This is a genomic window from Streptomyces sp. WI03-4A, assembly GCF_033792105.1.
Classification (GTDB): Bacteria; Actinomycetota; Actinomycetes; order Streptomycetales; family Streptomycetaceae; genus Streptomyces; species Streptomyces collinus_A.
Genome location: NZ_JARAUO010000071.1, coordinates 1 through 23,381 on the forward strand (window position 1 = coordinate 1; position 23,381 = coordinate 23,381).

21 protein-coding genes and 2 pseudogenes are annotated in these 23,381 nt (G+C 73.2%); 13 read left to right on the forward strand and 10 right to left on the reverse strand.

The window, feature by feature from the left end:
- Positions 1 to 172: 172 nt before the first annotated feature.
- Entirely contained in the window at positions 173 to 2,896 is a 2,724-nt protein-coding gene (locus PV343_RS38840) for a SpoIIE family protein phosphatase (protein ID WP_319151760.1), read from the forward strand.
- Between the two features lie 123 nt (positions 2,897 to 3,019).
- Here PV343_RS38840 and PV343_RS38845 read toward each other — a convergent pair whose 3' ends face one another.
- Both PV343_RS38845 and PV343_RS38850 read right to left on the reverse strand, forming a co-directional pair.
- Positions 3,020 to 3,253, reverse strand: coding sequence for a hypothetical protein (locus PV343_RS38845; RefSeq protein ID WP_319151761.1), 234 nt, complete (start codon positions 3,251 to 3,253; stop codon positions 3,020 to 3,022).
- A gap of 104 nt (positions 3,254 to 3,357) precedes the next feature.
- Positions 3,358 to 5,202: a glycoside hydrolase family 15 protein gene (locus PV343_RS38850; protein ID WP_319151762.1), complete on the reverse strand. Its 1,845-nt coding sequence runs from the start codon at positions 5,200 to 5,202 to the stop codon at positions 3,358 to 3,360.
- Between the two features lie 220 nt (positions 5,203 to 5,422).
- On the opposite strand from PV343_RS38850, the gene PV343_RS38855 reads away from it, so the two are divergent.
- From PV343_RS38855 to sthA, 3 genes are all read left to right on the forward strand, one after another.
- Positions 5,423 to 5,629 carry a hypothetical protein gene (locus tag PV343_RS38855; RefSeq protein ID WP_319151763.1) on the forward strand — a complete coding sequence of 69 codons (207 nt, stop codon included), beginning with the start codon at positions 5,423 to 5,425 and terminating at the stop codon, positions 5,627 to 5,629.
- Positions 5,630 to 5,909: 280 nt separating this feature from the next.
- Positions 5,910 to 6,377 (forward strand): ester cyclase, encoded by a 468-nt coding sequence (locus PV343_RS38860; protein WP_319151764.1) that lies wholly within the window; start codon positions 5,910 to 5,912, stop codon positions 6,375 to 6,377.
- Between the two features lie 51 nt (positions 6,378 to 6,428).
- A complete protein-coding gene (sthA, locus tag PV343_RS38865) occupies positions 6,429 to 7,835 on the forward strand; it encodes a Si-specific NAD(P)(+) transhydrogenase (protein WP_319151765.1) in 1,407 nt (468 codons plus the stop codon).
- A gap of 78 nt (positions 7,836 to 7,913) precedes the next feature.
- On the opposite strand, the gene PV343_RS38870 is transcribed toward sthA, so the two are convergent.
- Positions 7,914 to 8,387: a DUF5709 domain-containing protein gene (locus PV343_RS38870; RefSeq protein ID WP_319151766.1), complete on the reverse strand. Its 474-nt coding sequence runs from the start codon at positions 8,385 to 8,387 to the stop codon at positions 7,914 to 7,916.
- Between the two features lie 334 nt (positions 8,388 to 8,721).
- On the opposite strand from PV343_RS38870, the gene PV343_RS38875 reads away from it, so the two are divergent.
- Positions 8,722 to 10,191, forward strand: coding sequence for an APC family permease (locus PV343_RS38875; RefSeq protein ID WP_319151767.1), 1,470 nt, complete (start codon positions 8,722 to 8,724; stop codon positions 10,189 to 10,191).
- An 11-nt stretch (positions 10,192 to 10,202) separates the two neighbouring features.
- Positions 10,203 to 11,162, forward strand: a complete 960-nt coding sequence (locus tag PV343_RS38880) for a hypothetical protein (RefSeq protein WP_319151768.1) — start codon at positions 10,203 to 10,205, stop codon at positions 11,160 to 11,162.
- A gap of 1,239 nt (positions 11,163 to 12,401) precedes the next feature.
- Here PV343_RS38880 and PV343_RS38885 read toward each other — a convergent pair.
- The 5 genes and pseudogenes from PV343_RS38885 to PV343_RS38910 all read right to left on the reverse strand — a co-directional run.
- Positions 12,402 to 13,307 (reverse strand): aldo/keto reductase, encoded by a 906-nt coding sequence (locus PV343_RS38885; protein ID WP_319151769.1) that lies wholly within the window; start codon positions 13,305 to 13,307, stop codon positions 12,402 to 12,404.
- Positions 13,308 to 13,884: 577 nt separating this feature from the next.
- Entirely contained in the window at positions 13,885 to 14,355 is a 471-nt protein-coding gene (locus tag PV343_RS38890) for a DIP1984 family protein (RefSeq protein ID WP_319151778.1), read from the reverse strand.
- A gap of 53 nt (positions 14,356 to 14,408) precedes the next feature.
- Positions 14,409 to 14,723, reverse strand: a complete 315-nt coding sequence (locus tag PV343_RS38895) for a hypothetical protein (RefSeq protein WP_388238076.1) — start codon at positions 14,721 to 14,723, stop codon at positions 14,409 to 14,411.
- Positions 14,724 to 14,803: 80 nt separating this feature from the next.
- Positions 14,804 to 14,992, reverse strand: a pseudogene (locus PV343_RS38900) (deferrochelatase/peroxidase EfeB); the annotation flags it as partial.
- Positions 14,993 to 15,081: 89 nt separating this feature from the next.
- Positions 15,082 to 15,270 (reverse strand): annotated as a pseudogene (locus tag PV343_RS38910) (iron transporter); the annotation flags it as partial.
- 209 nt (positions 15,271 to 15,479) lie between these two features.
- On the opposite strand from PV343_RS38910, the gene PV343_RS38915 reads away from it, so the two are divergent.
- The 5 genes from PV343_RS38915 to PV343_RS38935 are packed head-to-tail and all read left to right on the forward strand — an operon-like array spanning position 15,480 to position 19,591.
- Positions 15,480 to 16,142 carry a DedA family protein gene (locus PV343_RS38915; RefSeq protein ID WP_319151770.1) on the forward strand — a complete coding sequence of 221 codons (663 nt, stop codon included), beginning with the start codon at positions 15,480 to 15,482 and terminating at the stop codon, positions 16,140 to 16,142.
- The gene (locus tag PV343_RS38920; RefSeq protein WP_319151771.1) at positions 16,139 to 16,741 is read left to right on the forward strand and encodes a phosphatase PAP2 family protein; all 603 of its coding nucleotides are present in this window, start codon (positions 16,139 to 16,141) and stop codon (positions 16,739 to 16,741) included. The genes PV343_RS38915 and PV343_RS38920 overlap by 4 nt, the downstream gene beginning before the upstream one ends.
- On the forward strand, positions 16,738 to 17,499 hold the full coding sequence (locus tag PV343_RS38925; RefSeq protein WP_319151772.1) for a phosphatase PAP2 family protein: 762 nt from the start codon (positions 16,738 to 16,740) through the stop codon (positions 17,497 to 17,499). Before PV343_RS38920 ends, PV343_RS38925 begins: the two co-directional genes overlap by 4 nt.
- Positions 17,453 to 18,127 carry a response regulator transcription factor gene (locus tag PV343_RS38930; RefSeq protein WP_319151773.1) on the forward strand — a complete coding sequence of 225 codons (675 nt, stop codon included), beginning with the start codon at positions 17,453 to 17,455 and terminating at the stop codon, positions 18,125 to 18,127. Before PV343_RS38925 ends, PV343_RS38930 begins: the two co-directional genes overlap by 47 nt.
- A 60-nt stretch (positions 18,128 to 18,187) precedes the next feature.
- On the forward strand, positions 18,188 to 19,591 hold the full coding sequence (locus tag PV343_RS38935) for a sensor histidine kinase (RefSeq protein WP_319151774.1): 1,404 nt from the start codon (positions 18,188 to 18,190) through the stop codon (positions 19,589 to 19,591).
- Between the two features lie 53 nt (positions 19,592 to 19,644).
- Here the strand turns inward: PV343_RS38935 and PV343_RS38940 are convergent, their stop codons facing one another.
- Positions 19,645 to 20,640 (reverse strand): lysylphosphatidylglycerol synthase transmembrane domain-containing protein, encoded by a 996-nt coding sequence (locus PV343_RS38940; RefSeq protein WP_387953062.1) that lies wholly within the window; start codon positions 20,638 to 20,640, stop codon positions 19,645 to 19,647.
- 34 nt (positions 20,641 to 20,674) lie between these two features.
- Positions 20,675 to 22,162, reverse strand: a complete 1,488-nt coding sequence (locus PV343_RS38945) for a hypothetical protein (protein WP_319151775.1) — start codon at positions 22,160 to 22,162, stop codon at positions 20,675 to 20,677.
- A gap of 161 nt (positions 22,163 to 22,323) precedes the next feature.
- Between PV343_RS38945 and PV343_RS38950 the strand changes: the two genes are divergently transcribed.
- Both PV343_RS38950 and PV343_RS38955 read left to right on the forward strand, forming a co-directional pair.
- A complete protein-coding gene (locus PV343_RS38950; protein WP_319151776.1) occupies positions 22,324 to 22,707 on the forward strand; it encodes a BlaI/MecI/CopY family transcriptional regulator in 384 nt (127 codons plus the stop codon).
- The coding region (locus PV343_RS38955) for a M48 family metalloprotease (protein ID WP_319151777.1) at positions 22,704 to 23,381 on the forward strand (678 nt) is incomplete at its 3' end. The genes PV343_RS38950 and PV343_RS38955, both read left to right, overlap by 4 nt.

A 23,381-nucleotide genomic window follows, 5' to 3' on the forward strand; every position in this document is an offset into this window, starting at 1 on the left:
GGCTCACCGCGGGCGCCCGGGACGCCGCCGACCGCCCGGACGACGTGGCCCTGCTGCTCGCCACCCGCCGTCGCGCGCACGGCCGATGACCGGGGAGCGCCGCGGGGGCCGGGGACCGTCATCCCGTGCGACGGTCTCGCCTGACGGGTCCGGGCAGTGTAGACATGGGCTCATGGTCCGACTGCCCGGCCGGCCCGAGACGAGGCCGCTCCGTCCTTACGGGCCCCCGCGCGCACCGCTGGGCCCGCGGCAGGAGGGCACCGGGGCGGACGAGGGCCGGCGGGGGGTGGTGCGGCGCAGCCTGGCCGGGCAGGTCTTCCTCCTCCAGGTGGTGATCGTGCTGCTGCTGGTCGTGTCGGCCGTGGTGGCGCAGTTCCTCCAGGTGCGGCACGACATCAACCGGGAGGCCCGCAACCGCTCGGTCGCGGTCGCCCAGTCGTTCGCCAACGCGCCGGGCACGGCGGCCGCGCTGCGCCTCCCCGACCCGACTGCCGTCCTGCAGCCCAAGGCCGAGGCCGCCCGCAAGGCGACCGGCGTGGACTTCATCGTCGTGATGAACACCGACGGCATCCGTTACACGCACCCCAAACCGGACCGCATCGGCAAGAAGTTCGTCGGGACGATCGGTCCCGCTCTGGCCGGGGGCACGGTCGTGGAGGAGGTCAACGGCACGATCGGCCCGCTCGTGCAGGCCGTGGTGCCGGTGAAGGACGCGAGCGGGAAGGTGGTGGGCCTGGTGTCCACCGGGATCACGCTGGCGCACGTGGGCGGGGCGGCCGACCGGCAGCTTCCGCTGCTGATCGCGGCGGCCGCGGCGGCGCTCGCGCTGGCCACCGGCGGCACGGCGCTGGTCAGCAGACGGCTGCTGCGCCAGACGCACGGCCTCGGGCCGTCCGAGATGACCCGGATGTACGAGCACCACGACGCGGTGCTGCACGCCGTCCGGGAGGGTGTGCTGATCGTCGGCGGCGACGGCCGGCTGCTGCTCGCCAACGACGAGGCGCACCGGCTGCTCGACCTGCCCGAGGACGCCGAGCAGCGGCACGTGCGGGAGCTGGGCCTGGACGAGGAGACGGCCACGCTGCTCGACTCGGGGCGGGTCGCCACGGACGAGGTGCACCTGGTCAAGGACCGGCTGCTGGCCGTCAACCAGCGGCCCACCGACCTGCGCGGCGGTCCGGCCGGCAGCGTCACCACGCTGCGCGACTCCACGGAGCTGCGCGCCCTGTCGGGCCGGGCGGAGGTGGCGCGCGAGCGGCTGAACATGCTGTACGACGCCGGTGTGGGCATCGGCACCAGCCTGGACGTGACCCGCACGGCGGGCGAGCTGGCCCAGCTCGCCGTGCCCAGGTTCGCCGACTTCGCCACCGTGGACCTGTTCGACGCGGTGCTGAACGGGGAGGAGCCCAAGCCGGGGACGGCGCTGCGGCGGGCGGCCTGCAGCGGCATCGAGGAGGACGCCCCGCTGTATCCGGTGGGCGAGCGCATCCGGTTCGTGGCGACCTCGCCGCAGGCCCGGAGCCTGACCACCGGGCAGTCGGTGGTGGAGCCGGTGCTGGGCGAGGCGCCGGGCTGGCGCGCGCAGGACCTGGAGCGCACCGGCCAGGTCGTGGCCTACGGCATCCACTCGCTGATCACGGTGCCGCTGCGGGCCGGGAACCTGGTCCTCGGGCTGGCCAACTTCTGGCGTTCGAAGAAGCCGCAGCCGTTCGACGCGGAGGAGCTCGAGCTCGCCGAGGAGCTGGTCGCGCGGGCCGCCGTGTCGATCGACAACGCCCGCCGCTACACGCGCGAGCACAGCATGGCGGTCACCCTGCAGCGCAGCCTGCTGCCGCGTTCCCTGCCCGAGCAGGGCGCCCTGGAGATCGCCTACCGCTATCTGCCGGCGCAGGCGGGGGTGGGCGGCGACTGGTTCGACGTGCTGCCGCTGTCCGGCGCCCGGGTGGCCCTGGTGGTCGGGGACGTGGTGGGGCACGGGCTGCACGCGGCGGCGACCATGGGGCGGCTGCGCACGGCGGTGCACAACTTCTCCTCGCTCGATCTGCCGCCGGACGAACTCCTCGGGCTGCTGGACGAGTTGGTGGGCCGGATCGACCAGGACGAGACCCCGTCCGACGGTGCAGCCGCGGTCACCGGGGCGACCTGCCTGTACGCGGTGTACGACCCCGTCTCGCGGCGCTGCACGGTAGCCCGGGCCGGTCATCCGCCGCCCGTGCTGGTGCGTCCCGACGGCACGGTGGAGTTCCCCGAGGTGCCCGCCGGTCCCCCGCTGGGCCTGGGCGGACTGCCGTTCGAGACGGCCGATCTGGAGCTGGCGGAGGGCAGCCGGCTGGTGCTCTACACGGACGGTCTGGTGGAGGACCGGGACCGGGACATCGACGACGGGCTGGCGCTGCTGAGCGAGGCGCTCGGGCGCGCTGCCGGCGCCTCGCCGGAGGAGACCTGCCGAGCCGTGCTCGACGTGCTGCCGGACCGGCCCGGCGACGACGTGGCGCTGCTCGTGGCCCGTACCCACGTCCTGGGCCCGGACCGGGTCGCCGAGTGGCAGGTGCCGCCGGAGCCGGCGGCCGTCTCCCGGATCCGGGCCTCGGTCATCCGGCAGCTCACGGACTGGGGCCTGGAGGAGCAGTCGTTCACCACGGAGCTGATCCTGAGCGAGCTGGTCACCAACGCCATCCGGTACGGGCGGGCGCCGATCGGGGTACGGCTGCTCCGCGACCGGACGCTGATCTGCGAGGTCTCCGACCGCAGTACCACCTCCCCGCACCTGCGCTACGCGGCGAGCACCGACGAGGGCGGACGGGGCCTGTTCCTGGTGGCGCAGCTCGCGGACCGGTGGGGCACCCGCTACACCCCGAACGGCAAGATCATCTGGGCGGAGCAGCCGCTGCCCTGAGCGCGCGCCGGGCGCCCCCTCACCCGCAGGCCGCGCCGGCCGGGCAGGCGAAGGCCCGGAGCACCCGCCGGGGGATGCGCCGGGCCCGTGCCGTGCCGGGATCCGGTCGCGGGACCGGGGAGGTCAGCCGCTCAGCCGCTCACGCAGCAGGTGCTTCCCCATCTCGGCGCCCTTGCGGCTGTCGGACTGTGCCTTGTGGAAGAGTTCCACGAGCTCGGTGTCGTGCTCGCGCTCGGCGTCCTGGATGTAGGTCTCCAGGCGCAGGGCGTTGTCCAGGCACGCCTCGACGTACCAGATCAGGTCGTAGTTCTTGTCGCGCGTGCCGGTGAGGTCACCGGTCTCGCTGGTGCCGGTCATGCGGGGTCTCTCCCTTCCGTACAACCCTGTGCCGAATGGCCTTCGGAGACCCCCGGGTACCCATGCCGTGTACGGACACACTGAGGGAAATCGGCACGAAGGGGTCAGCCGAGGGCGCGGTCCAGGTTGAAGGCGGCGCTGATGAGGGACAGGTGGGTGAACGCCTGCGGGAAGTTGCCCTGCTGCTCGCCGGTGCGGCCGATCTCCTCGGCGTACAGGCCGAGGTGGTTGGCGTAGGTGAGCATCTTCTCGAAGGCGAGCCGGGCCTCGTCGAGCCGGCCGGCCCGGACCAGCGCCTCGACGTACCAGAAGGAGCAGATGGAGAAGGTCCCCTCGTCGCCGCGCAGCCCGTCGGGGCTGGCCTGCGGGTCGTACCGGTAGACGAGCGAGTCGGAGACCAGGTCCTCGGTGAGGGCGTCGAGGGTGGACAGCCACTTGGGGTCGGTCGGCGCGATGAACTTCGCGAGCGGCATCATCAGCACGGAGGCGTCGAGCACGTCGGCCCCCTCGTGCTGGACGAAGGCGCCCCGCCGCTCCGACCAGCCGCATTTCATGATCCGCCGGTAGATCTCGTCGCGGCTGCCCCGCCAGCGGGGCAGGTCGGCGGGCAGGCCGCGCCGGTTGGCCAGGCGGATCGCCCGTTCGATCGCCACCCAGCACATCAGGCGTGAGTACAGGAAGTTCCGGCGGCCGCCCCGGGTCTCCCACACGCCCTCGTCGGGCTGGTCCCAGTGATCGCAGACCCAGTCGACGAGCTGGCACACGTCGTCCCACTGGCCGCTGGGGATGGGCTCGGCCCACTTGTCGTAGAGGTACACGGAGTCGATCAGGGCGCCGTAGATGTCGAGCTGGAGCTGGTCGGCGGCGGCGTTGCCGACGCGGACCGGGGCGGAGCCGAGGTGCCCCTCCAGATGCGGCAGTTCGCGTTCGGGCAGCTCGGTGCGGCCGTCGATGCCGTACATGATCTGCAGCGGGCCCGAGCCGTCCCCGCACCCGGGGGTGATGTGCGTGGTGACGAACCGCATGAACGCCTGCGCCTCGCTGCTGAAGCCGAGTCTGAGCAGCGCGTAGACGGCGAAGGCGGCGTCGCGGACCCACACGTAGCGGTAGTCCCAGTTGCGCTCGCCGCCCAGCTGCTCGGGCAGGCTGGTGGTGGGCGCGGCGACGATCGCGCCGGTCGGGGCGTAGGTGAGCAGCTTCAGGGTGAGGGCCGAGCGGTGCACCATCTCGCGCCAGCGGCCCCGGTAGCGGGACTGGTGCAGCCACCGGCGCCAGTAGGCGACGGTCGCGTTGAACTCGTGCTCCGCCTCGGCGCGGGCACAGCCGCGGGGCGCCACGGCGGCGCCGAGCTGGTCGAGCGCGAAGACCGCCGTCTCGCCCTCGCTCAGCTTGAAGTCAGCCCGGGCATCCCGGTCGCCGCACTCCAGGGCGACGGTGGAGGTGAGGGCCAGGGACCGCTGCGGGGACTCGAAGACCATCAGGCCGTCCAGCTCGCTCAGGGTGTGCGGGTCGGCGCCGTAGTTGAAGCGGGGTGCGATCAGGGCCCGGAAGGGCACGGTGCCGCGCACGCACACCACCCGCCGGATCAGCCGGTGCCGGCCGTTGCCGGGGCCGTCCACGCCGTCCCCGGTGACCGGCATGAAGTCCTGCACCTCGCCCACGCCCTCCTCGGTGAAGAAGCGCGTGATCAGCACGTTGGTGTCCGGGAAGTAGAACTGCTTGGTGCGCGCGGGGACGGCCGCGGCCAGCTCGAAGCGGCCGCCGCGCTCGGCGTCCAGGATCGCCGCGAAGACACTGGGGTCGTCGAAGGACGGGCAGCAGTACCAGTCGATGGTGCCGTCGGTGCCGACCAGGGCGACACTGCGCAGGTCGCCGATCAGGCCGTGCTCGGCGATCGGCAGGTAGCGGGGCCTCAGGGAGGACTCCTGCTGGAAGGGCGTGTCGGCCATCTGATCGGCCTCCCCGGTGGGGTCGTACTGCCGTTCTCCCGCTTTCGGGCGGATTTCCAGCTTACGGGTGAGTGCATCGCCGCGCGGTGGGAAGGCGCCCTGCACCCGCCGCGGCGGGCCCTTCCGGATGCAGGGTCCGCGCGGGCGGTGAATGGTGAGAGGGTGCCCCGTTCGGCGGCACCGGCACGGATGCGGTCATCCGGACCGAGGAGGAGGCATCATGTCGACATCCACACCCGAAGAGTCCCGGTCGTCCGACGACCACTGCACCCCGGACGCCCTGCTCCACTCCGCTCCCTCGCGGGGTCTCACCGCGGAGGACCTGGTGATGGCGACGGGCAGGGACGTCACCCCGGCGAACCTCGACTGGGCGCGCCGCAAGCTGGAGACCGAGGGTCAGGCGGCCATCGAGAAGCTGCTGCCCTAGGGCGTTCCGGGACGCATCGGGGACACCGACGAGGAGGCGCCGGGCCAGGGGCGTGCACACCGGTCGCGCGGGGGCACGCCGGCCCGGCGCCGAGGCATGCCCACGGCCGGCCGGCCCGCCTCCCCGGCGCCTCCTCGCCGCGTGCCCGCCGCCTCCCGGGGCGTCGCGGCCGGATGTCACGTCCCGGCGGGCCGTCTCGTCATGGGTGATGCCCGTCGCGCACCGCGGCGGAGCGCGCGGCGGCGGCCGCGCGGCAGCGAAGCGCCCCAGGAGGCACCCCGTGTCCGACAGCCCGGCAGACCGCGACAAGGCGACGTTCGCCCGCTTCCACGACGCCGTGAACAGCGGTGACCTGGAACTGATCGCGAAGACCATCGACGAGGTCGTCGCGCCGGACCTGGTGTTCCACGCGCCGGTGCCGACGGGCGCGACGGGGGCGGAGGCGCTCAAGCAGGTGTGGGCCGTGCTGCTGCGGGCGTTCCCCGACCTGCGCGTCGTCGTCGAGGAGACGATCGCCGAGGGGGACAAGGTGGTCTTCCGCAACAGGGTCACGGGGACCCACCTCGGCGAATACCGGGGACTGGCACCGACCGGCAGGACCGTCGGTTACGACGAGATCTTCGTCGTGCGCTTCGCGGACGGCCGCATCGCCGAGATCCGCGGGGTCGTCGACGTCCTCGCGCAGTTGCGCCGGCTCGGCGCACCGCCGTTCGACGGCCCGCCGGCGGGTGGCCCGGAGCGCGGGTAGCGGTGTCGCGGGACTTCCGCGCGGCCCGGGGCGGCTGCCAGACTCCCGAGGGTGCCCGACTTCGACATGCTCGTCATCGGATCCGGACCCGGCGGGCAGAAGGCCGCCATCGCCGCGGCCAAGCTCGGCCGCCGGGTCGCCGTCGTCGACCGCCCCGACATGCTCGGCGGGGTCTCCCTGCACACCGGCACCATCCCCTCCAAGACCCTGCGCGAGGCGGTGCTGTACCTGACCGGCCTCACCCAGCGCGATCTGTACGGGCAGAGCTACCGGCTCAAGGAGGACATCACCGTCGCCGACCTGACCGCGCGCACCCGGCACGTGGTCGGCCGGGAGGTGGACGTCGTCCGCAGCCAGCTGAGCCGTAACCAGGTGGCCGTGTACGCGGGCACGGGCCGGTTCGCCGACCCGCACACCGTCGCGCTGCGCGACGAGACCACCGGCCAGGAACGGCTGCTGAGCGCCGAGCACGTCGTCATCGCCACCGGCACCCGGCCGGCCCGGCCGGACAGCGTGGAGTTCGACGGGCGGACCATCATGGACTCGGACAACGTGCTCTCGCTGGAGCGGGTGCCGCGGTCCATGGTGATCGTGGGTGCCGGGGTGATCGGCATGGAGTACGCCTCGATGTTCGCCGCGCTCGGCAGCAAGGTGACGGTCGTGGAGAAGCGGCCCGGGATGCTGGACCTGTGCGACGTCGAGATCGTGGAGGCGCTCAAGTACCACCTGCGGGACCTGGCCGTCACCTTCCGGTTCGGGGAGACCGTCGCGGCCGTCGAACGCCATGCCCGGGGCACCCTCACGGTGCTGGAGAGCGGCAAGAAGATACCCGCCGACACGGTGATGTACTCGGCGGGACGGCAGGGTCTGACGGCCGGTCTCGACCTGTCCAGGGCGGGTCTGACGGCCGACGCGCGCGGCCGGATCCGGGTGGACGAGCACTACCGCACCGAGGTGCCGCACATCTACGCCGTCGGTGACGTCATCGGGTTCCCGGCCCTCGCGGCGACCTCCATGGAGCAGGGCCGGGCGGCCGCGTACCACGCGTGCGGGGAACCGGCCGGGCGGATGCACCAGTTGCAGCCGATCGGCATCTACACCATCCCGGAGATCAGCTTCGTCGGCCGGACCGAGGACCAACTCACCGAGGACAGCGTGCCGTTCGAGGTGGGCGTCGCCCGCTACCGGGAACTGGCCCGGGGCCAGATCATCGGCGACTCGCACGGCATGCTGAAGCTGCTGGTCTCCCCGCGGGACCGGACCCTGCTGGGCGTGCACTGCTTCGGCTCGGGCGCCACGGAGCTGATCCACATCGGCCAGTCGGTGATGGGCTGCGGCGGCACCGTGGACTACCTCGTCGACGCGGTGTTCAACTACCCGACGCTGGCCGAGTCGTACAAGGTGGCGGCCCTGGACGCGACGAACCGGCTGCGCCAGCTCGACCACATGGGCGACTGACGAGCCGGTCCGTTCCGCGTTTCGCGGGCCGGCCGGAGGGGCGGGCAACCACGGCATCCCGGGGTACGGCGTCCCGGGTCACGGCTCCTCGACGACGTGCACGGCCGCCTCCTCGGCGCCCGCCGCTCCCCCGTCGATCCCGACGTCGGTGGCCACCTCCTCCTTGGTCAGGTCGGTGTGCGCCCCTTCGTCGGGGGCGACCAGGCGGCCCGCGCGGTCCGCGCCGGCCTGCGGATCGACCGGTTCGCCCGCGCCGCCCGGCAGGTCGCCCACCCCGTCACCGGGCGGTGCGGCCACGTCCGGCACCTCCTGGCCGAGCCGCTCGTCCAGCGTCTCGCCCTCGCGCTGTTCGGCGGCGGTGGTGCCGTGCTTGGTCACGCCGAGGGGGCGCTCCGGCGGGGAGTAGCCCTCGTCGAGAATGTCGTCGTAGCCGCGCTCGTCGACCGCGTCCTGGAGGTCCAGGGGCCCGGCGTCCTCCTGTTCCTCGTTGGTTCCGGTGGGCTGATAGGCGTCGTCCGCCATCGGGGACTGCTCGCCCTGCTGGTCGCTCATCGTCGCCTCCTTCTCGGCACGCGCTCGGTCCCGAACCGCGTTTCCCGTGCGCCGCGTCTCTAACCCGCCGGCATCCGAACAGGTCAGCGGGTATTACCGGTTGGTCAGCTTGAAAGGTCAACGGGTGCCGCTATCATCACACCCACACACCGTGACCGTTCGCCGACGCTCGGCAGCACGGTGCCCACCACCCCCCGCGCACCACCGCTTCTTCACCCGGCCGGCCCGGCTCCGAGGCCATCCCTCCCCCGGGGCCGAGGCGGGCCCCACCCCCCACCTGTACGCGACGGGCCGGCCGCCCGTGCGCCGTGCACGACCGGAAAGCGGCACGACCATGAGCGACAACAGGGGCCGAGGACTGCAGGCCAACGTCCTCGGCACCTTCGACACCGTGGTGATGGCGGTCGCCGGCAGCGCGCCGGCGTACTCGATCGCCGCGACCACCGCCGTGCTCTTCGGCACGGTGGGCCTGGCCGGCCCGGCCGCCCTGCTGTACTGCGCGATACCCATGCTGGGCATCGCCCTGGCGTTCAGCCGCCTCAGCAGGATCGACGTCAACGCGGGCGCCAGCTACTCGTGGGTGGGCCGCACCCTCCATCCGTTCCTGGGGTTCGTCAGCGGCTGGGCGCTGGTGGTCTCGGCGACCCTCTTCATGGTGGCCGGCTCGCTGCCCGCCGGGTCGATGACGCTCGCGCTGTTCGACGACGGACTCGCGAAGGACACGGCCCTGTCCACGGTGGTCGGCTCCCTGTGGTTCCTCGTCATGCTGGGCGTGGTGCTCGGCGGCGCACGACTCACCGTCCGCGCCCAGCTGCTGATGTCCGGTATGGAGCTGGGCATCCTGGCGCTGTTCGCGCTCCTCGCCCTGCTCCACACGCACGACGCCCGCGCCTTCGACTGGTCCTGGCTGGGCTTCTCGCACTTCGACGGCCTCAGCGGGTTCGCGTCCGGCGCGCTGGTCGCCACGTTCTACTACTGGGGCTGGGACGTCACCAGCAATCTCAGCGAGGAGACCCGGGACAGCCGCCGTACGACGGGGCTCGCCGGGCTGATCGGCGTCGGCGTCGTCTTCGTGCTGTTCGAGGTGTTCACCGTCGCGGTGAACGTCGTCCTGACCTCGCGGCAGATCGCGGCGAACGACGCCGACGTGCTGGCGGTGCTGGGCGAGGAGATCTGGCCCGGCTGGGGTGGCAGACTGCTCGTGGTGTCGGTGATGCTGTCCACCGTCGCCACGCTGGAGACCACGCTGATCCAGGTCACGCGCTCGCTGTTCGCGATGGGCCGGGACCGTACGATGCCGGCCGCGCTGGGCCGGGTGCACCGGACCTGGAACACGCCGTGGGTGGCGATCGTGGTGGTCGGCGCGGTGGCGCTGGCCCTGTTCATCGCCTCCAACGCGCTCGGCTCGGTGGGCGAGATCCTCTCGGACGCGATCTCGGCGATCGGTCTGCAGATCGCCGTCTACTACGGCCTGGCCGGCCTCGCGGTGGTCGTCGCCTACCGCAGGACGCTGCTGCGGTCGGTGTCCGGCTTCCTGCTCGACGGGCTGTGGCCGCTGCTCGGCTCCGTGTTCATGTTCTGGATGCTCGTCGAGTCGCTGGGCGAGCTGAGCGGCGCCGCGATCGCGATCGGCGTCGGCGGACTGGCCGTGGGACTGGTCCCGATGCTCTGGTACTGGCGGCAGGGCAGCGGCTACTACCGGCCCGCGAAGCTGGACGCGACGCGCACCGTGGCGGCGGACTACCTCCCCGACGGCGCGGGAGTGCCGTCCCGCCTGCACGAGGGCCTCCCCACCGACTTCTGAGGGAGACACCCATGGCACGCGACCGTTTCACGCCCGATTACGACCCCGCCTGCGGGGACGCGCCGCTCACCTCCGCCCGGCAGGACATCGTCATCGGCCGCTGGCAGGGCCTGAGGGACCTGCTGTGGGCCACCGGCGCCGACTGGACGCTGCGCGGCCACCGGGTCCGGCTGCTGGCGCAGGCCTGCGCGGGCAGTTCGACGGCGGAGTCGTGGCTGGCCGCCGAACCCGGCAGCGGGGACGCGCTGGTGCTGCGCGCGGCCACGGAGACCGCCCGCGCGTTCAACCTGGCCATCACCGCCGGACGGGGCGTGCCGATCGACCGCGACCGGGTCGACGGCGCGGTCCTCGCCTGTCTGCGCGCCGCCGACGCCTGTCCCGAGGACCCCACGCCGTGGGTGTCGCTGATCTCGGTCGCCCGGCTGTACCCGAGCGGGGTGCGGCGCCGCGAACTGGCCCGCTGGTGGGACGAGTTGCACGGCCGGGACCCGTACAGCACGGAGGGCCACCTCCAGGTGCTGCACTACTACTCGGCCCGCTGGCACGGCACGCACGGCCTGATGTACGACTTCGCCCGGGACGCGGCCGGGGTGGCACCGCCCGGCTGTCCGCTGCCGGTACTGGTGCAGTACGCCCGGGTGGAGGAGTACCGCTACGTCCTGGACGGCGCCCACGGGATGCGCGGCGCGGTCGGTGTCGGGCCGCACTGGGACCACGACGGTGCGGTCAACGACGTGCGGCGCACCTGGGAGCGATGGGTGCGGGTCCGTCCGGACGGCGAGGTGGCCCCGACCGAGCTGCGCGACCTCAACCAGCTCGCCCACGCGGCCTGTCTGGCCGGCACGCCGGAGGTCGCGGCCGACGTGCTGCGTCTGCTGGGCCGGCGCGCCACCCGCACCCCCTGGTCGTACACGGGCGATCCGACCCGCCAGCTGATCAAGTGGCGGGAGGAGTTGGGGGTACGCGGGTGACGGCGGCCGGCCCCGGACGGCGAACCGGCCTGTAGGTTCTCGTCTGATCTGTCGATGGGGGCCGTCCGACCTGGGCTTTCGCCGCTGGTTCTCGATGACTTGTCGGCGGCCTTTTCTCACCGAACTGCCGGGTTCTCAGGCTCGTCCGAGATGGGGCGGCGGCGCGGCGGCGACCCGACGCACCCAAGCGGCGTGCACTGGTCGGCGGCCGGCATGTCCAGCCCGCTCGCGGCTGTACGATCCGCGTCGGGCAAGTCGCGCACGCCTCCCGCCGTTCACCGGCGCCCACGCCGCAGGTGATCGACCGGCCAAGCCAAAGAAGCAGTCGACCGCCGCACGGAAAGCCCGTCACGGCAGGCGGCCACAGGCGAGAATTACACCACCGCCCTGCGAGACCGGACACCCGGACCGGTCCGGCACCGGCCGTTCAGTGCCGAGGGTGCAGGATGGGCGCCCATCATCGAGCGGGTCGAGCACAAGCTCATCGAGGTCTGGCCCAAGTGCCCGAGGCCTCAGTGGGAAGAGAAGTTCGGTGACCTCTGCTGGAAACGCGTTCCAGCCGGTGCCCCCATGGACGTGTGGCGGGCCATCAGTGCGGCCGCCAAGGAAGCCTCGGGCACGTGCCAGACCTGCCCTTCGCCCGGCCTGAAGCGCGTGGTGTGGGACTGGGACAGCCGCTACGGCTGGGTCGTGCCGTGGGTGAAGACTTGCTGCGACGGCTGCTACCACGTGCCTGAGCACCTGCGAAAATGCCTCGGCCTATCGGGAACTGGTCGAGCAGTACGAAGAGCCCGCGCCCAGCGTTGACCGCATTACGACGTCTTCAGTGGTCACGCGGTCGTGCCGGCCGTCGAGGAGGCGTGTGTGCCTCTGATGTACCGAGTGCGGCAAGCGGGCGTCGTGTCGGAGCCGGTGTTGTCCGCGGCAGAGCGGAAGCAGGTTCTCCAGGCCATCGACGGCATGCTCAGGATGCACAGAGCGGCGGTCGCGGAAGAGCACCGCGGCTGACAGGAGCTGTCCTGTCGCACGAGCCTCCGCCAACTTGAGGTCGAAGGTCAAAGGGCTGGTGTGCCGGTCTTCCGGCGTGCTCACGCTGGTCGTGGGGCGCAACCTGTGGAGTAGTTCGTCTGCCAGCGGTGTTGAGGCTCTTCAAGCGATCAGGATTGCCTCATTCCCCCACCTGCTTGGTCCGGTGTCAAGCGCACGGGGAGAGGTGCGCCGGGCATCGACGGTAGGGGCTCAGGCAGTGCTCTCGTTCGGCTTGTCGAGGACGGCCAACTCCTGCTCGGTCAAGCGCAGGCTTCCGGCGCCGATGTTCTCTGCGAGGTGTGCCGGGTTCGCGGTGCCGGGAATGGCCAGCACGTGCGGACCACGGTGGAGGGTCCAGGCGAGCCGTATCTGGGCCGGCGTCGCATCGTGGGCGCGGGCGACGGATTGGACGCGCGCGTCGTGCTCCTGGTCTGCGGCTGCCTCGCGCCGCAGACCAGAGACCGCGAAGAACGGGACGAAGGCGATGTCCTGCTCCCGGCACAGGTCCACCAGCCCACTTTCGTCAGCGCGGCGCCAGTCCAGGCCGTAGGAGTTCTGCACGCAGGCCACGGGCGCGATCGTTCGGGCCTCGGCCACGTGCTCAGGCAGGACAGCGGAGAGCCCGAGGTACCGGATCAGGCCGGCCTCGCGCAGTTCGGCGAGGGCGCCGAAGTGCTCGGCGACCGATGCCGTGCCGGGGCCGTTGGCGCGCAGGTTCACCACGTCCAGGTGGTCTCGGCCGAGCTGACGCAGGTTTTCCTCGACCTGGCCGCGCAGCTGGTCGGGGCGGGCCATGCCAAGCCACTCACCGGAGGGATCACGTGCCGGGCCGACCTTCGTCACCACGACCACGTCGCCGTGCCAGGACGCGAGGGCGCGATTGATGAGCTCGTTCGCGGACCGCAGCGGCGAGAAGTAGAAGGCGGCCGTATCGATGTGGTTGACACCCTGCTCGAACGCGCTGTGCAGCAGGCCGACGGCGAAATCGCGGTCGATCGGTGTGCCGTCGGAGTTCCCCATCATGCCGTTGCCCGTCAGCCGCATCGCGCCGTAGCCGATGCGGTTCACCTCCAGGTCCCCCAGCTTCCAGGTCCCTGCTGCCGCTGCTGCGCTCACCGTGCTCCTTCGCCCGTTGGTTCATCAGGTCCTGGAGTATGGGGCTGCCACGGTGCGCTGCGACAGGTCAAACGGCTGGGCGAAACGTCACATCTACTTCGGGAACTCACCGTCGCCGCACAACCGTTGATTCTTTCGAGAGAAGGCCAGTCTGTCCCGTGCCGATCAGCGGTTGACTTCGAGGTTCGTTGGAACGAGCAGGGCGCGCAGCAGGCGGGTGGCGCGGACAGGGACGGCACGGAGTCTGCTGAGGATCCGCGGAAGCCTCGTTCGCGATAGACGCTGGAGCGCCGCCAAAATCACCAACCGTATCCGCCGGAGATCGCCGTTCTCGATGGTGCTGCGGTGTGGAATGCCCCGAACCCGCCCTCGCGGCCTTGGATCTGCACGTGGTGATGTGCTGTGCGATGTGCACCATTACCTGTACGCGATGCTGAGCTGCACTGTGTTGATGGGGAGTCGAACCCCCGCGTTGCTCTTCACGCGCCAGGAGTGGGCTGGAAAACCGCCAACCCTCGGTGCGTGCACGCCTCCGAAGCCGCTACCTGCTCCACATCGTCCCAGCTTGCTGGACTACTCAGTCCAGTAGATCGACTTCCCAGTTCGTACGCTGGATCCGCACATCAACCTCGCGAAGTTCCCGGGCGAGCGCATCCGCCTGACTGCGCAGTTCGGCGACCGGTAGCGCGGAGAGCATCAGCAGCTCGGACCGAAGTTGCCGGCCGTACCCCCGCTCGCCCTTGCCCGCCGCCGCGTCCGCCGCCGCGGTGACCACAGAGTGACGCAACCGCAGGACATCCCGGCGTGCGAGAGCATCGGTGAGCGTGCCGTCCGGACCCATCTCCACGGTGGCATTGGTCCGGTTGATCCGCCGGATCAACGTTTCCAGAGCGTCCAGCACCTCACCGACTTCAGCCAACAGCTGAGCTGCATCCTCGGCGGGTGTCTCCCCTTCCTGGTACCGCGCATTGCTGACGACGCGCGCTCGCAGCTGTTCTACCCGGCGCGTCGCCTCCGCACGTTCTGCCAGCGCCTCAGCAAGCTTCACTGTCTTCACCTCCCCCTCCACGAGCTCGCACGAGTATACGAGTGCGAACCAGCTCATGCGCACTGGATTTTGATGCGTCGGAGCCCTGACCAGCACGGACTTCCCAGTCCGCCGCGCGCCGCCTCCTGCTGCTTCTGCTTCTCGATCGCCGCGAGGCGTGCCTTCTCCTGCGCCGTGAGCGTGGACAGCAGCTTGCGGGCGGCGGACAGCTTCTCCTGGACGGTGGACCTGGCCGTCCTGAGGTCGTCCTGCGACCAGGTGAGCGACTTGAGGCTCGTGACGGCCTTGCGGCGGGTCCTGAGGGTGGCGGCCTGCGCGGAGACGTAGTCGTCGACCATGCCTTTCTGGCGCGAGGTCAGCCGGCTCATCAGGCGCGTCTGGTCGAAGTAGTCCTGAATTCCCGGCCTGAACCGCCGGACCGGCCGCCGGGGTACGGTGACGGCCGTCGTCAGGCGGACAGCAGGCCCTTGCCGAGCCAGTCCTTCGCGTCCCGCACGCCGGGCAGGGCGAAGAAGCAGCCACCGCCCGTCGGCGAGATGTAGTCGACCAGCGGTTCGTCGATCAGCCGGGTCTGCACGGCCTCGAACTGGCGGCGCACGTCCTGCCGGCAGCAGCAGAAGACCAGGCGCAAGGACACCGGCGCCCCGCTCGACGGCGCCAGGGAGACCGACGTCCCCGACTACGCCAAGGACCCCCACGGCACCGCGATCCCGCTGGACGCCCACTGGCGGTGACGAACGCGACGGCGATCACGCAGAGCGTGCCCGCGAACGCCTCCTGGGCGGTCTGCGAGAGGGAGGCGGCGGTGAAGGCCCCGGCCCGGACCAGGGTGGCGATGAGGATGGAGACGATGAGTCCGCCTTCGAGTCCCTCCCTCAGTCCGATCAGGAAGCTCGGAAACGCGTCGTCCCCCACGCCCTGCGGCGCTCCCACTCAGTGAAGGCATGTCTTACCTTCGCGGACCAAAATGACTACAGACGTGTAGTCGGTCGGTCATGAGGTGGCAATGGGGCGGCAAAGTCCGGGAACGATGCGGGGCTGTCGTTCGTCATCACCCCAGCGGACCGTCTACAAATGTGTAGTCAGAAGCTAGTCCGAGGAAGCCGAAGGAAGGGCGTGCGGCGATGGCCACTCCCTCAGACCTGTCGTCGCAGCTCGCGGTCAACGTGCTCGACGCCCACTCATTGCTGGCCGCCTTCGGCGTGTTCGGCGTGGCCGTGGTGATGTTCGCCGAGACGGGACTGCTGATCGGCTTCTTCCTGCCCGGCGACTCCCTGCTGTTCACGGCGGGACTGCTGTGCACCGGCAGCTCGGGGCACGGCGTGCACCTGTCGCTCGGGCCGCTGCTCGTCGCCTCGGCCGCCGGCGCCCTCGCGGGCTCGCAGTGCGGCTATCTGCTGGGCCGCAAGGCGGGCGGGACGCTGCTCGCGCGCAGCCGGTCGGCCCGGCTGCGGGAGGGCGCGCAGCGCGCCGAGGAGCTGCTGGAGCGCTACGGCCACGCGAAGGCGATCGTGCTGGCCCGGTTCGTGCCGGTGGTGCGGACGGTGCTGAACCCGATGGCGGGCGCGCTCGGCGTGCCGGTGCGCACCTTCACGCTCTGGCAGGTGGTGGGCGGCCTCGTGTGGAGCCTCGGCCTGACCCTCGCCGGATACGCGCTGGGCTCCTCGATCCCGAACGTCGACAAGTACCTGCTGCCGGTGATCGCGCTGATCGTGCTGCTGTCGCTCGTCCCGCTCGCCGCCGAGGTGCTGCGCTCCCGCCGGGCCGCCAAGGAGGCCCGCGGATGATCCTGGCACTCTCGGGCCGGTCGATCGACGGGGCGCTCTACCGGCAGGTGGTGGAGCTCGCCCACCGCTCCCCCGCCGCCCTGGACACCGTGGTCACGGCATGGTCGGACTACGGGCTCGCGGTGTTCGCGGTGCTCATGGTGACCGGCTGGTGGCGGGCCCGCCGGGCCGGTGCCCGGACGGCCGTGACGGCGCTGATCGTGCCGGTGGCCGTGCTGGTGGCCTTCGCCGCGGACTCCGGGGTCAAGACCCTGGTGCAGGAAGGCCGCCCCTGTCACGGCCTGCCCTTCCGCACCCTGGAGGTGTGCCCGGGAGCGGGCGACTGGTCCTTCCCCAGCAACCACACCGCGATCGCGGTCGCCGCCACGGTCGCCCTCTTCTTCGTCTCCCGCCGGCTGGGAGCCGTGGCCGCGCTGTGCGCCGTGGCCATGGCGGTCTCCCGGGTCTGGATCGGCGTCCACTATCCGCACGACGTCCTCGCCGGCGCCGTGGTCGGTGGCCTGGTCGCCTTCCTGGTGATGCGCGTGCTCCGGAACCGGCCCCATGACCTGGCGGACCGGCTGGCGGCGACCAGGCTGCGGCCGCTGCTGGTGTCATGAACCGCAAGGCCGTCGCGGAACTCGCGGGCAGCGTCGCGCTGGGCGCCTGGGCCGCGTTCGCGGTGCTGGCGCTGTTCGTCACGGGCCGGCACGGCGCCCCGACGGCCCCGGACCGCTCGCTGCTCGCCTGGTCCGTCGGCCACCGGACCCCGATGACGCTGGCCGTGGCCCGCGGGCTGACCTCCACCGGCACCGGCGTGATCCCGTACGCGCTGGTCGTCCTGGCCGGACTGCTCGTGGGCGGCACGCGCCGGCAGCGGCTGACGGCCGCGCTGCTCGGTGCCGCGTGCCTGGCCACCGGCCAGGCCGTGCGCTACGGCGTCATGGAGCTGGTCGGCCGTGCCCGCCCGCCCTACCAGTACTGGCAGACGCACGCCTCGGGCTGGGCCTTCCCCTCGGGGCACACCACCACCTCGGCACTGACGGCCGGGCTGGTGATCGTCGCCCTGTGCCTGCGCGCGCGGCGCCGCCGGGTCCCCGTCGTGCTGTGCCTGCTGGTGGCCTGCTGGGCGGCCGGGGTCGGCCTGAGCCGCGGCTACCTCGGTGTCCACTGGCTCACGGACGTGATCGGCGGCTGGCTGTTCGCCGTCGGCTGGCTCGGCGTCTGGCTGTGCGCGGCGGCCTGGTGGCTGCCCACGGGCCTGATCACCGGCTCCGGCGAGCCGGACCCCCCACCCCCGACCGATCCGGCCGATGCGCCGCTGGAGAGACATGCGTCCCAAGATCCTGGTCGTCGAGGACGATCACGCCCTGCGTGACGTCCTGCGGCGCGGACTGCACGACGAGGACTTCGACACGGTGACCGCGCCCGACGGTGCCACCGCCCTCAGGCTCGCGGCACCCGATGTGGCGGCCGCGGTGCTGGACGTCGGGCTGCCCGACGCGGACGGCCGGGACGTGTGCCAGGCGATGCGCGCGAACGGCTTCCTCGGCCCGGTCGTCTTCCTCACCGCCCGCCGCGGCCTCCACGACCGGCTGTCGGGCTTCTCGGCGGGCGGCGACGACTACCTGCCCAAGCCGTTCCACCTGGCCGAGCTGGCCGCCCGGCTGCGGGCCGCGCTCCGCCGGGCCGCGCCCGCCCCACCACCGGCCGCCGGCGCGGGCACGGGCGGGCTCGTCCTGGACGCGGTCCGGCACAGCGTCACGGTGAACGGGGACCGGATCGCCCTGACGCCGACCGAGTTCCGGCTGCTGGCGGCGCTCGCCGCGGCGGGCGGCGACCTGGTGCGCCGCCGCGAGCTGGTCCGGGCGGGCTGGCCGGAGGGGGCCCACGTCAGCGAGAACACACTGGACCAGTACCTGACCCGGCTGCGGCGCAAGCTGCGCGCGGCGGGCGCCGGGCAGACCATCGGCACCGCTCGGGGCATCGGCCACCGGCTGTCCTGACCGCCCACGCCCCCCACGCCGCCGTCCGTTCCGCCTGAGACAGGTACGAGTGCCGCCCCCATGAAGCCGTCCCCCACCGCCATACCGCTGCGCGCCCGCGCGGCCCACGCGGCCCGTGCCGCCCGGCCGCGCCCCCCGACCCTGCGCGGCCGGCTCTCGCTGGTCGCGCTCACCACGGCGGCCCTGCTCATGGTGATCCTGACGGTGGTGTTCAACACCGTGGTGCGGCACCGGCTCCAGCGGGAGGCCGACGACGAGCTGCGCACCCGTGCGGCCGCCGTGGCGACCACCGTGGACACCCGCGGCGGACGGGTACGGGTCCTGGAGACCGGCAACGACCGGCTGCTCGACCCCAACGTGTGGATCTACGCCGGCGGCCGGCTGCTGGAGGGACCGCCCTCGGCGGCCCGCGCCGGCGCCCTCACCCGGGCGGCGGGCGTGCTGGCGGCGCAGGGGCGCGGCTGCGCCGCCGTCGGCGGCCACGACCCGGTCCGCCTGTGCGCCGAACCGGTGCGCGGGCACGGGACGACGGCCACCGTCGTGACCGCGCTCGACCTGTCGCCGTACCGGAGTTCGGCGCGGACGCTGCTGCTGGGCTCGGTCGCGCTCGACGCGGTGATGCTCGCCTTCACCTACGGGCTGACGCGCCTGGCCGTCGGCCGAGCGCTGCGGCCGGTGCGCATGATGACGGACCAGGCGACCCGGTGGAGCGCGGTGGCCTCCGGCGAGCGCTTCGCCGGCCGGGACCGCCCCGCGGAGCTGGCCGCGCTCGGCGCCTCGCTGGACGCGCTGCTCGACCGGATCCGCGCGGTGCTGCGGCACGAGCGGCAGCTGACCGGCGAGCTGTCGCACGAGCTGCGCACCCCGCTGAGCCGGATAGTCGCCGAACTGGACTGGTGGCGCTCGCGTCCCCGCTCCGATGCCGAGACGCGGGCGACCCACGAGGTCATCGCCGAGGCGGCCCGCTCCATGAACGACATCTGCCGGACGCTCCTGGACGAGGCCCGCGACGGCGCGTCCGCCGCGCCCGGCACGGCCGAGGTGCTGCCGGTACTGCGCCGGGTGGCGGCCTCAGTGGACACCCCGGCCCCGCCACGGATCACCGTCGACGGCGACGGGACACCGCTGCGGGCGGGGGTGCGCCCCGCGCTGCTGGAGCGGATCGTCAGCCCGCTGCTCGCCAACGGCGTGCGCTACGCCCGTACCCGCGTCACGCTCGCCGCCCGCCGGACGGCGGACGGGGTGCTGGTGGAGGTCACGGACGACGGTCCCGGTGTGCCCGAGTCGTTCCGCGACGCCCTGTTCCAGCCCGGCCGCCGCGCCGACCCCGACGACGGCCACACCGGAGCGGGCCTCGGCCTCCCCCTGGCCCGCCGCCTCGCCCGCTCGGCGGGCGGCGAGGTGACCCACGACCCGACCCACACCCCAGGCACCCGCTTCGTGATCACCCTGCCCACCGGCTGAGGTGCCCTCCGAGAGCGGGCGGGAACTGGTCTGGCGTCGGGCCGGCAGCCCCCTTACAGCGCCTTGCGGCGGACCAGCAGGGCCAGGACCGCGAGGCCCGGGAGGAGGGGGAGCCATACGGTCAGCAGGCGGTAGCCGAGGACCGCGGAGGCGGCTGTGGCGGCGGGGGCGCCGGCGACGGTCAGGCCCAGGGCGAGGGCGGCGTCCAGGGAGCCGAGGCCGCCGGGGGTGGGGAGCAGGGCGGCCGCGCCGCTGGCGGCGAGGTACAGCAGGGCCACCTGGTACGGCGGCAGGGGCAGGCCGACGGCCTGGCCGACGGACAGCAGGACCAGGCAGTGCAGGACGGCGAAGGCCAGCGAGCCGCCCCACAGGGCCGCCGCGCGGGCGGGGCAGGCGTGCACGGCGCGGATCTCGGGGAGCACGCTCGCCAGTGCCTGGCGGCAGCGCGGGCGCAGCGGACCGGCCAGCACCGCGGCGAGCAGGGCGGCGGCGCCGAGGACGGCGGCGAGCGCGGCGGGCGAGACGCGCGGGACGCGCAGCAGCCCCGGGCAGAGCGGGGCGAGCACGGCGATCAGGACGAGGCGCACCGTGGCGCCGGCGGTCGCCTTCACGGCGAGCGCGCCGGCCGAGCGGCCCGCGGAGAGCCCGCAGCGCATCAGGAAGCGCAGGTTCACCGCGCCGGCGCCGAGCCCGGCGGGGACCAGGTGGTTGGCGGCGCAGGCCGCGAACTGCGCCGCGACCAGCCGGGCACCGGGCAGCCGCCGGGGCACCGCACCCTGCTGGGCGAGCGCCGAGGCGCCCCAGGTGCAGACGGCCGCCGCCGCGCCGACCAGCAGCCAGCCGGGGTCGGCGACGGCCAGCCGCAGCGCGCCGTGCTCCACGGTCGGCCAGTGGCGCCGGGCCAGGTAGGCCGCGCAGAGCAGGACGGCGAGGCAGGCCAGGGTGGGCCAGTAGGCCATGCGACCGCGGGCGGCGGAGCCGCCCGGCGGCGACGGGAGAGCCGGTGCGCGGACATCGGGGACGGCTTCCTGTACGGCCTGCCGGGTCATCCGCCGCCTCCCCCGCCTCTGCCTCGGCTCCAGGTCATGAACCGGCCTCCGGTACGGCGTAGTAGAGGCGCAGCCCGTCGAGCGGCACGGACGGCCAGTGCCGGGCGTACCCGGGTGGCCGGGAGCCCGCGGGCACCAGGGTGGCCACCGGGGTGTGCCGCGCGGTGCGGGCGATCTCCTGTGCCGTGCTGTTGGCGTTGTGCCCGGACGTGGCCGCCGAGGAACAGCCCGCGTAGAACGCCACCGGGATGGCCTCAAATCCGGTGACCAGACAGGGCTGCCGTACCCCGATGCCGTGCAGGGCTGCGGCGGTGCGGGACCACTCGCGGTGGGCGGCGGTGGTACGGGTGGCGGTGCGGTGCAGGACGGAGAACTGGACGGCGAGGTGGGCGGCGAGCCCGAGCGCCACCAGGACCACGACCACCCGGCGCGGCACCCGGGTGGGCACGGTGACCAGGTGGACGAGCGCGCCGGCCACGGGGATCGCCAGCAGGGCGTAGGCCGGGAGCAGGAAGCGGGGCGCCGCGTAGCCGATCAGGAACAGGTAGGGGAAGGCGGCCGTCGCGGCGCAGCCGAGCGCGAGCAGCGTGGGCGCCGTGCGCCGGGCCCGGACCGCGACGACCAGGCCGACGACGGCGAACACGGGCAGCGCGAACCACCAGGCGGTGATCATCGGGTGGGGCAGGGCGCCGGTGCACGGCCGGCACAGCGCGCGCCCGCCCAGGCTGCGCAGCTGGTCGACGACGGCCAGGTGGAAGCCGAGCCCGCCCTGGATCGCCGAGCCGGCGGACAGGCGGCTGGCGAGACCGCCGTAGTCGACGTACGCCTCGATCACCCATTCGGCCGCACCGGCGGCGAGCCCCGCGAGCAGGACGAGCAGCGGCCGCCAGTGGCGGCGCCGGAGCCCGAGGGCGAGGAGCGGCAGGGTGACCCAGACGGCGTCCATGGGCCGCATCCAGGCCATCAGCGCCCCGCTCGCGGCCAGTCCCCACAGCGCCGCCCGGTCGGTGCGGCCGGTCCGGGCGCGCAGGAAGCAGGCCACGGCGGCCTGGCCGCCCACGGCCACCCAGTAGTTGGGCATGGCCTGGGGGCCGTAGAACAGGGTCACCCACAGGGAGGCGAACAGGGCGCCGGCGACGGCGAGCACACGGACCGGGAGCAGGCCGCGCCAGGCGCGCAGCGCCAGGAAGAGGGCGAGGCCGGACAGGACGGCGAGGTAGGCGCGCAGCAGGGCCGTCGAGGTGGACCAGGCGGCGACGGGCGCGACCAGCAGGGAGATGCCGCGGGCGCGGGGTGCGCTGAAGAACGCCGTGGGGATGTGGCCGCTGACCTGGCTGACGTACACCGTCTCGTCCCAGCCGAGGCCCATGTCGGTGCCGACCAGGAGCAGTTGGGCCAGAGTGAAGGCGGCGGCGACGGCCGCGAGCGGCAGCAGGCCGCCGGTCCGCCCGGTGCCGGTACCCGTGCGGCGCGCGCGCTCGCGCCGGGCCGTCTCGACCGTGCTGTGTGCGCTGCCGGCCATCATCACCCCTTCGTCCTCCAGCTTGCGACGGCCACCCTACAAGCTGTAGTTCTGAGCACGGCGGTCGGGGAAAACAGGGTCAAACTAACGTGGATCAGGGGCCGGTGCGGCGCCGACAGGCCCAACGGTGCCCACGGCCCTACGCGCTGTAAGGTTGATGCATGGGTGGCACAGGGTCCCGCGGCAGAGCGGAGCGGCGCGGCGCGGGGGCGCTGGAGAGCGAGGTGCTCGCCGCCCTCTGGGCCACCGAGCGGCCGCTGACCCCGGCCGAGATCCAGGCCGAGATCGACGGCGGACTCGCCTACAACACCGTGCACACCATTCTCAAACGTCTGTACGACAAGGGGCTGGTGCTCCGGGACGCCGACGGGCGGCGTGGCGCGTACCGCCCGGCGAAGAACGCGGCGGAGCTGACCGCCGCGGCGATGCACGAGGCCCTGGACCGGGGCCCGGACCCGATCGCCGCGCTCCAGCAGTTCGTGACCGGTCTCAGCCCCGAGGAGGAGCACGCGCTGCGCGAGCTGCTCGCCGGGGGCGGCGCATGAGGTACGACGTCTACACCCCGCTGCTGCTGTCGCTGCTGCTGTCCGTCGTGGCGCCGGTCGTCTGCGGCCGGGTCGCCCCGGCGCTCGCGGCACGCGCGCTGACGTCCGCCGCCGTGCTCACGGCGGCGGCCACGACCTGGTCCCTGGTGCTGCTGACGGCCGCCTTGCTCGGCGACGCGCCGCCGGTCGTGCGCGAGGCGCGGGAGAACGGGCGCCCGCTGGTCGACCCGGTGCCGGAGGTGATCGGGGTCGCCGCGGGCGTGGCGCTGGCCGTGGTCGGGTGGCGGGTGTGCCGGGCGGTGCGCGCCGAGCGGCGTACCCGGCGGGCGCTGCGCCGGCTGGTCGCGGGGCGGCCCGCCGACACGGAGCTGATCGTCGCCGCCTCCGAGGTGCCGCGGGCGTTCGCGATCCCGGGCCGGCCGGGCCGCATCCTGGTCACGTCCGCGATGCTCGGCGCGCTGGAGCCGCCGGAGCGGCGGGTGCTGCTGGCCCACGAGCGAGCGCACCTGACCCACCGGCACGGCGCCCTGGTGACGGCGGCCACGCTGGCGGCGGCGGCCGACCCGCTGCTCGCGCCGGTCCGGTCCGCCGTGGTCTTCCTGGTGGAGCGCTGGGCCGACGAGCAGGCGGCGGCCGCGGTGGGTGACCGGCGGACCGCCGCACGCGCGCTGGCC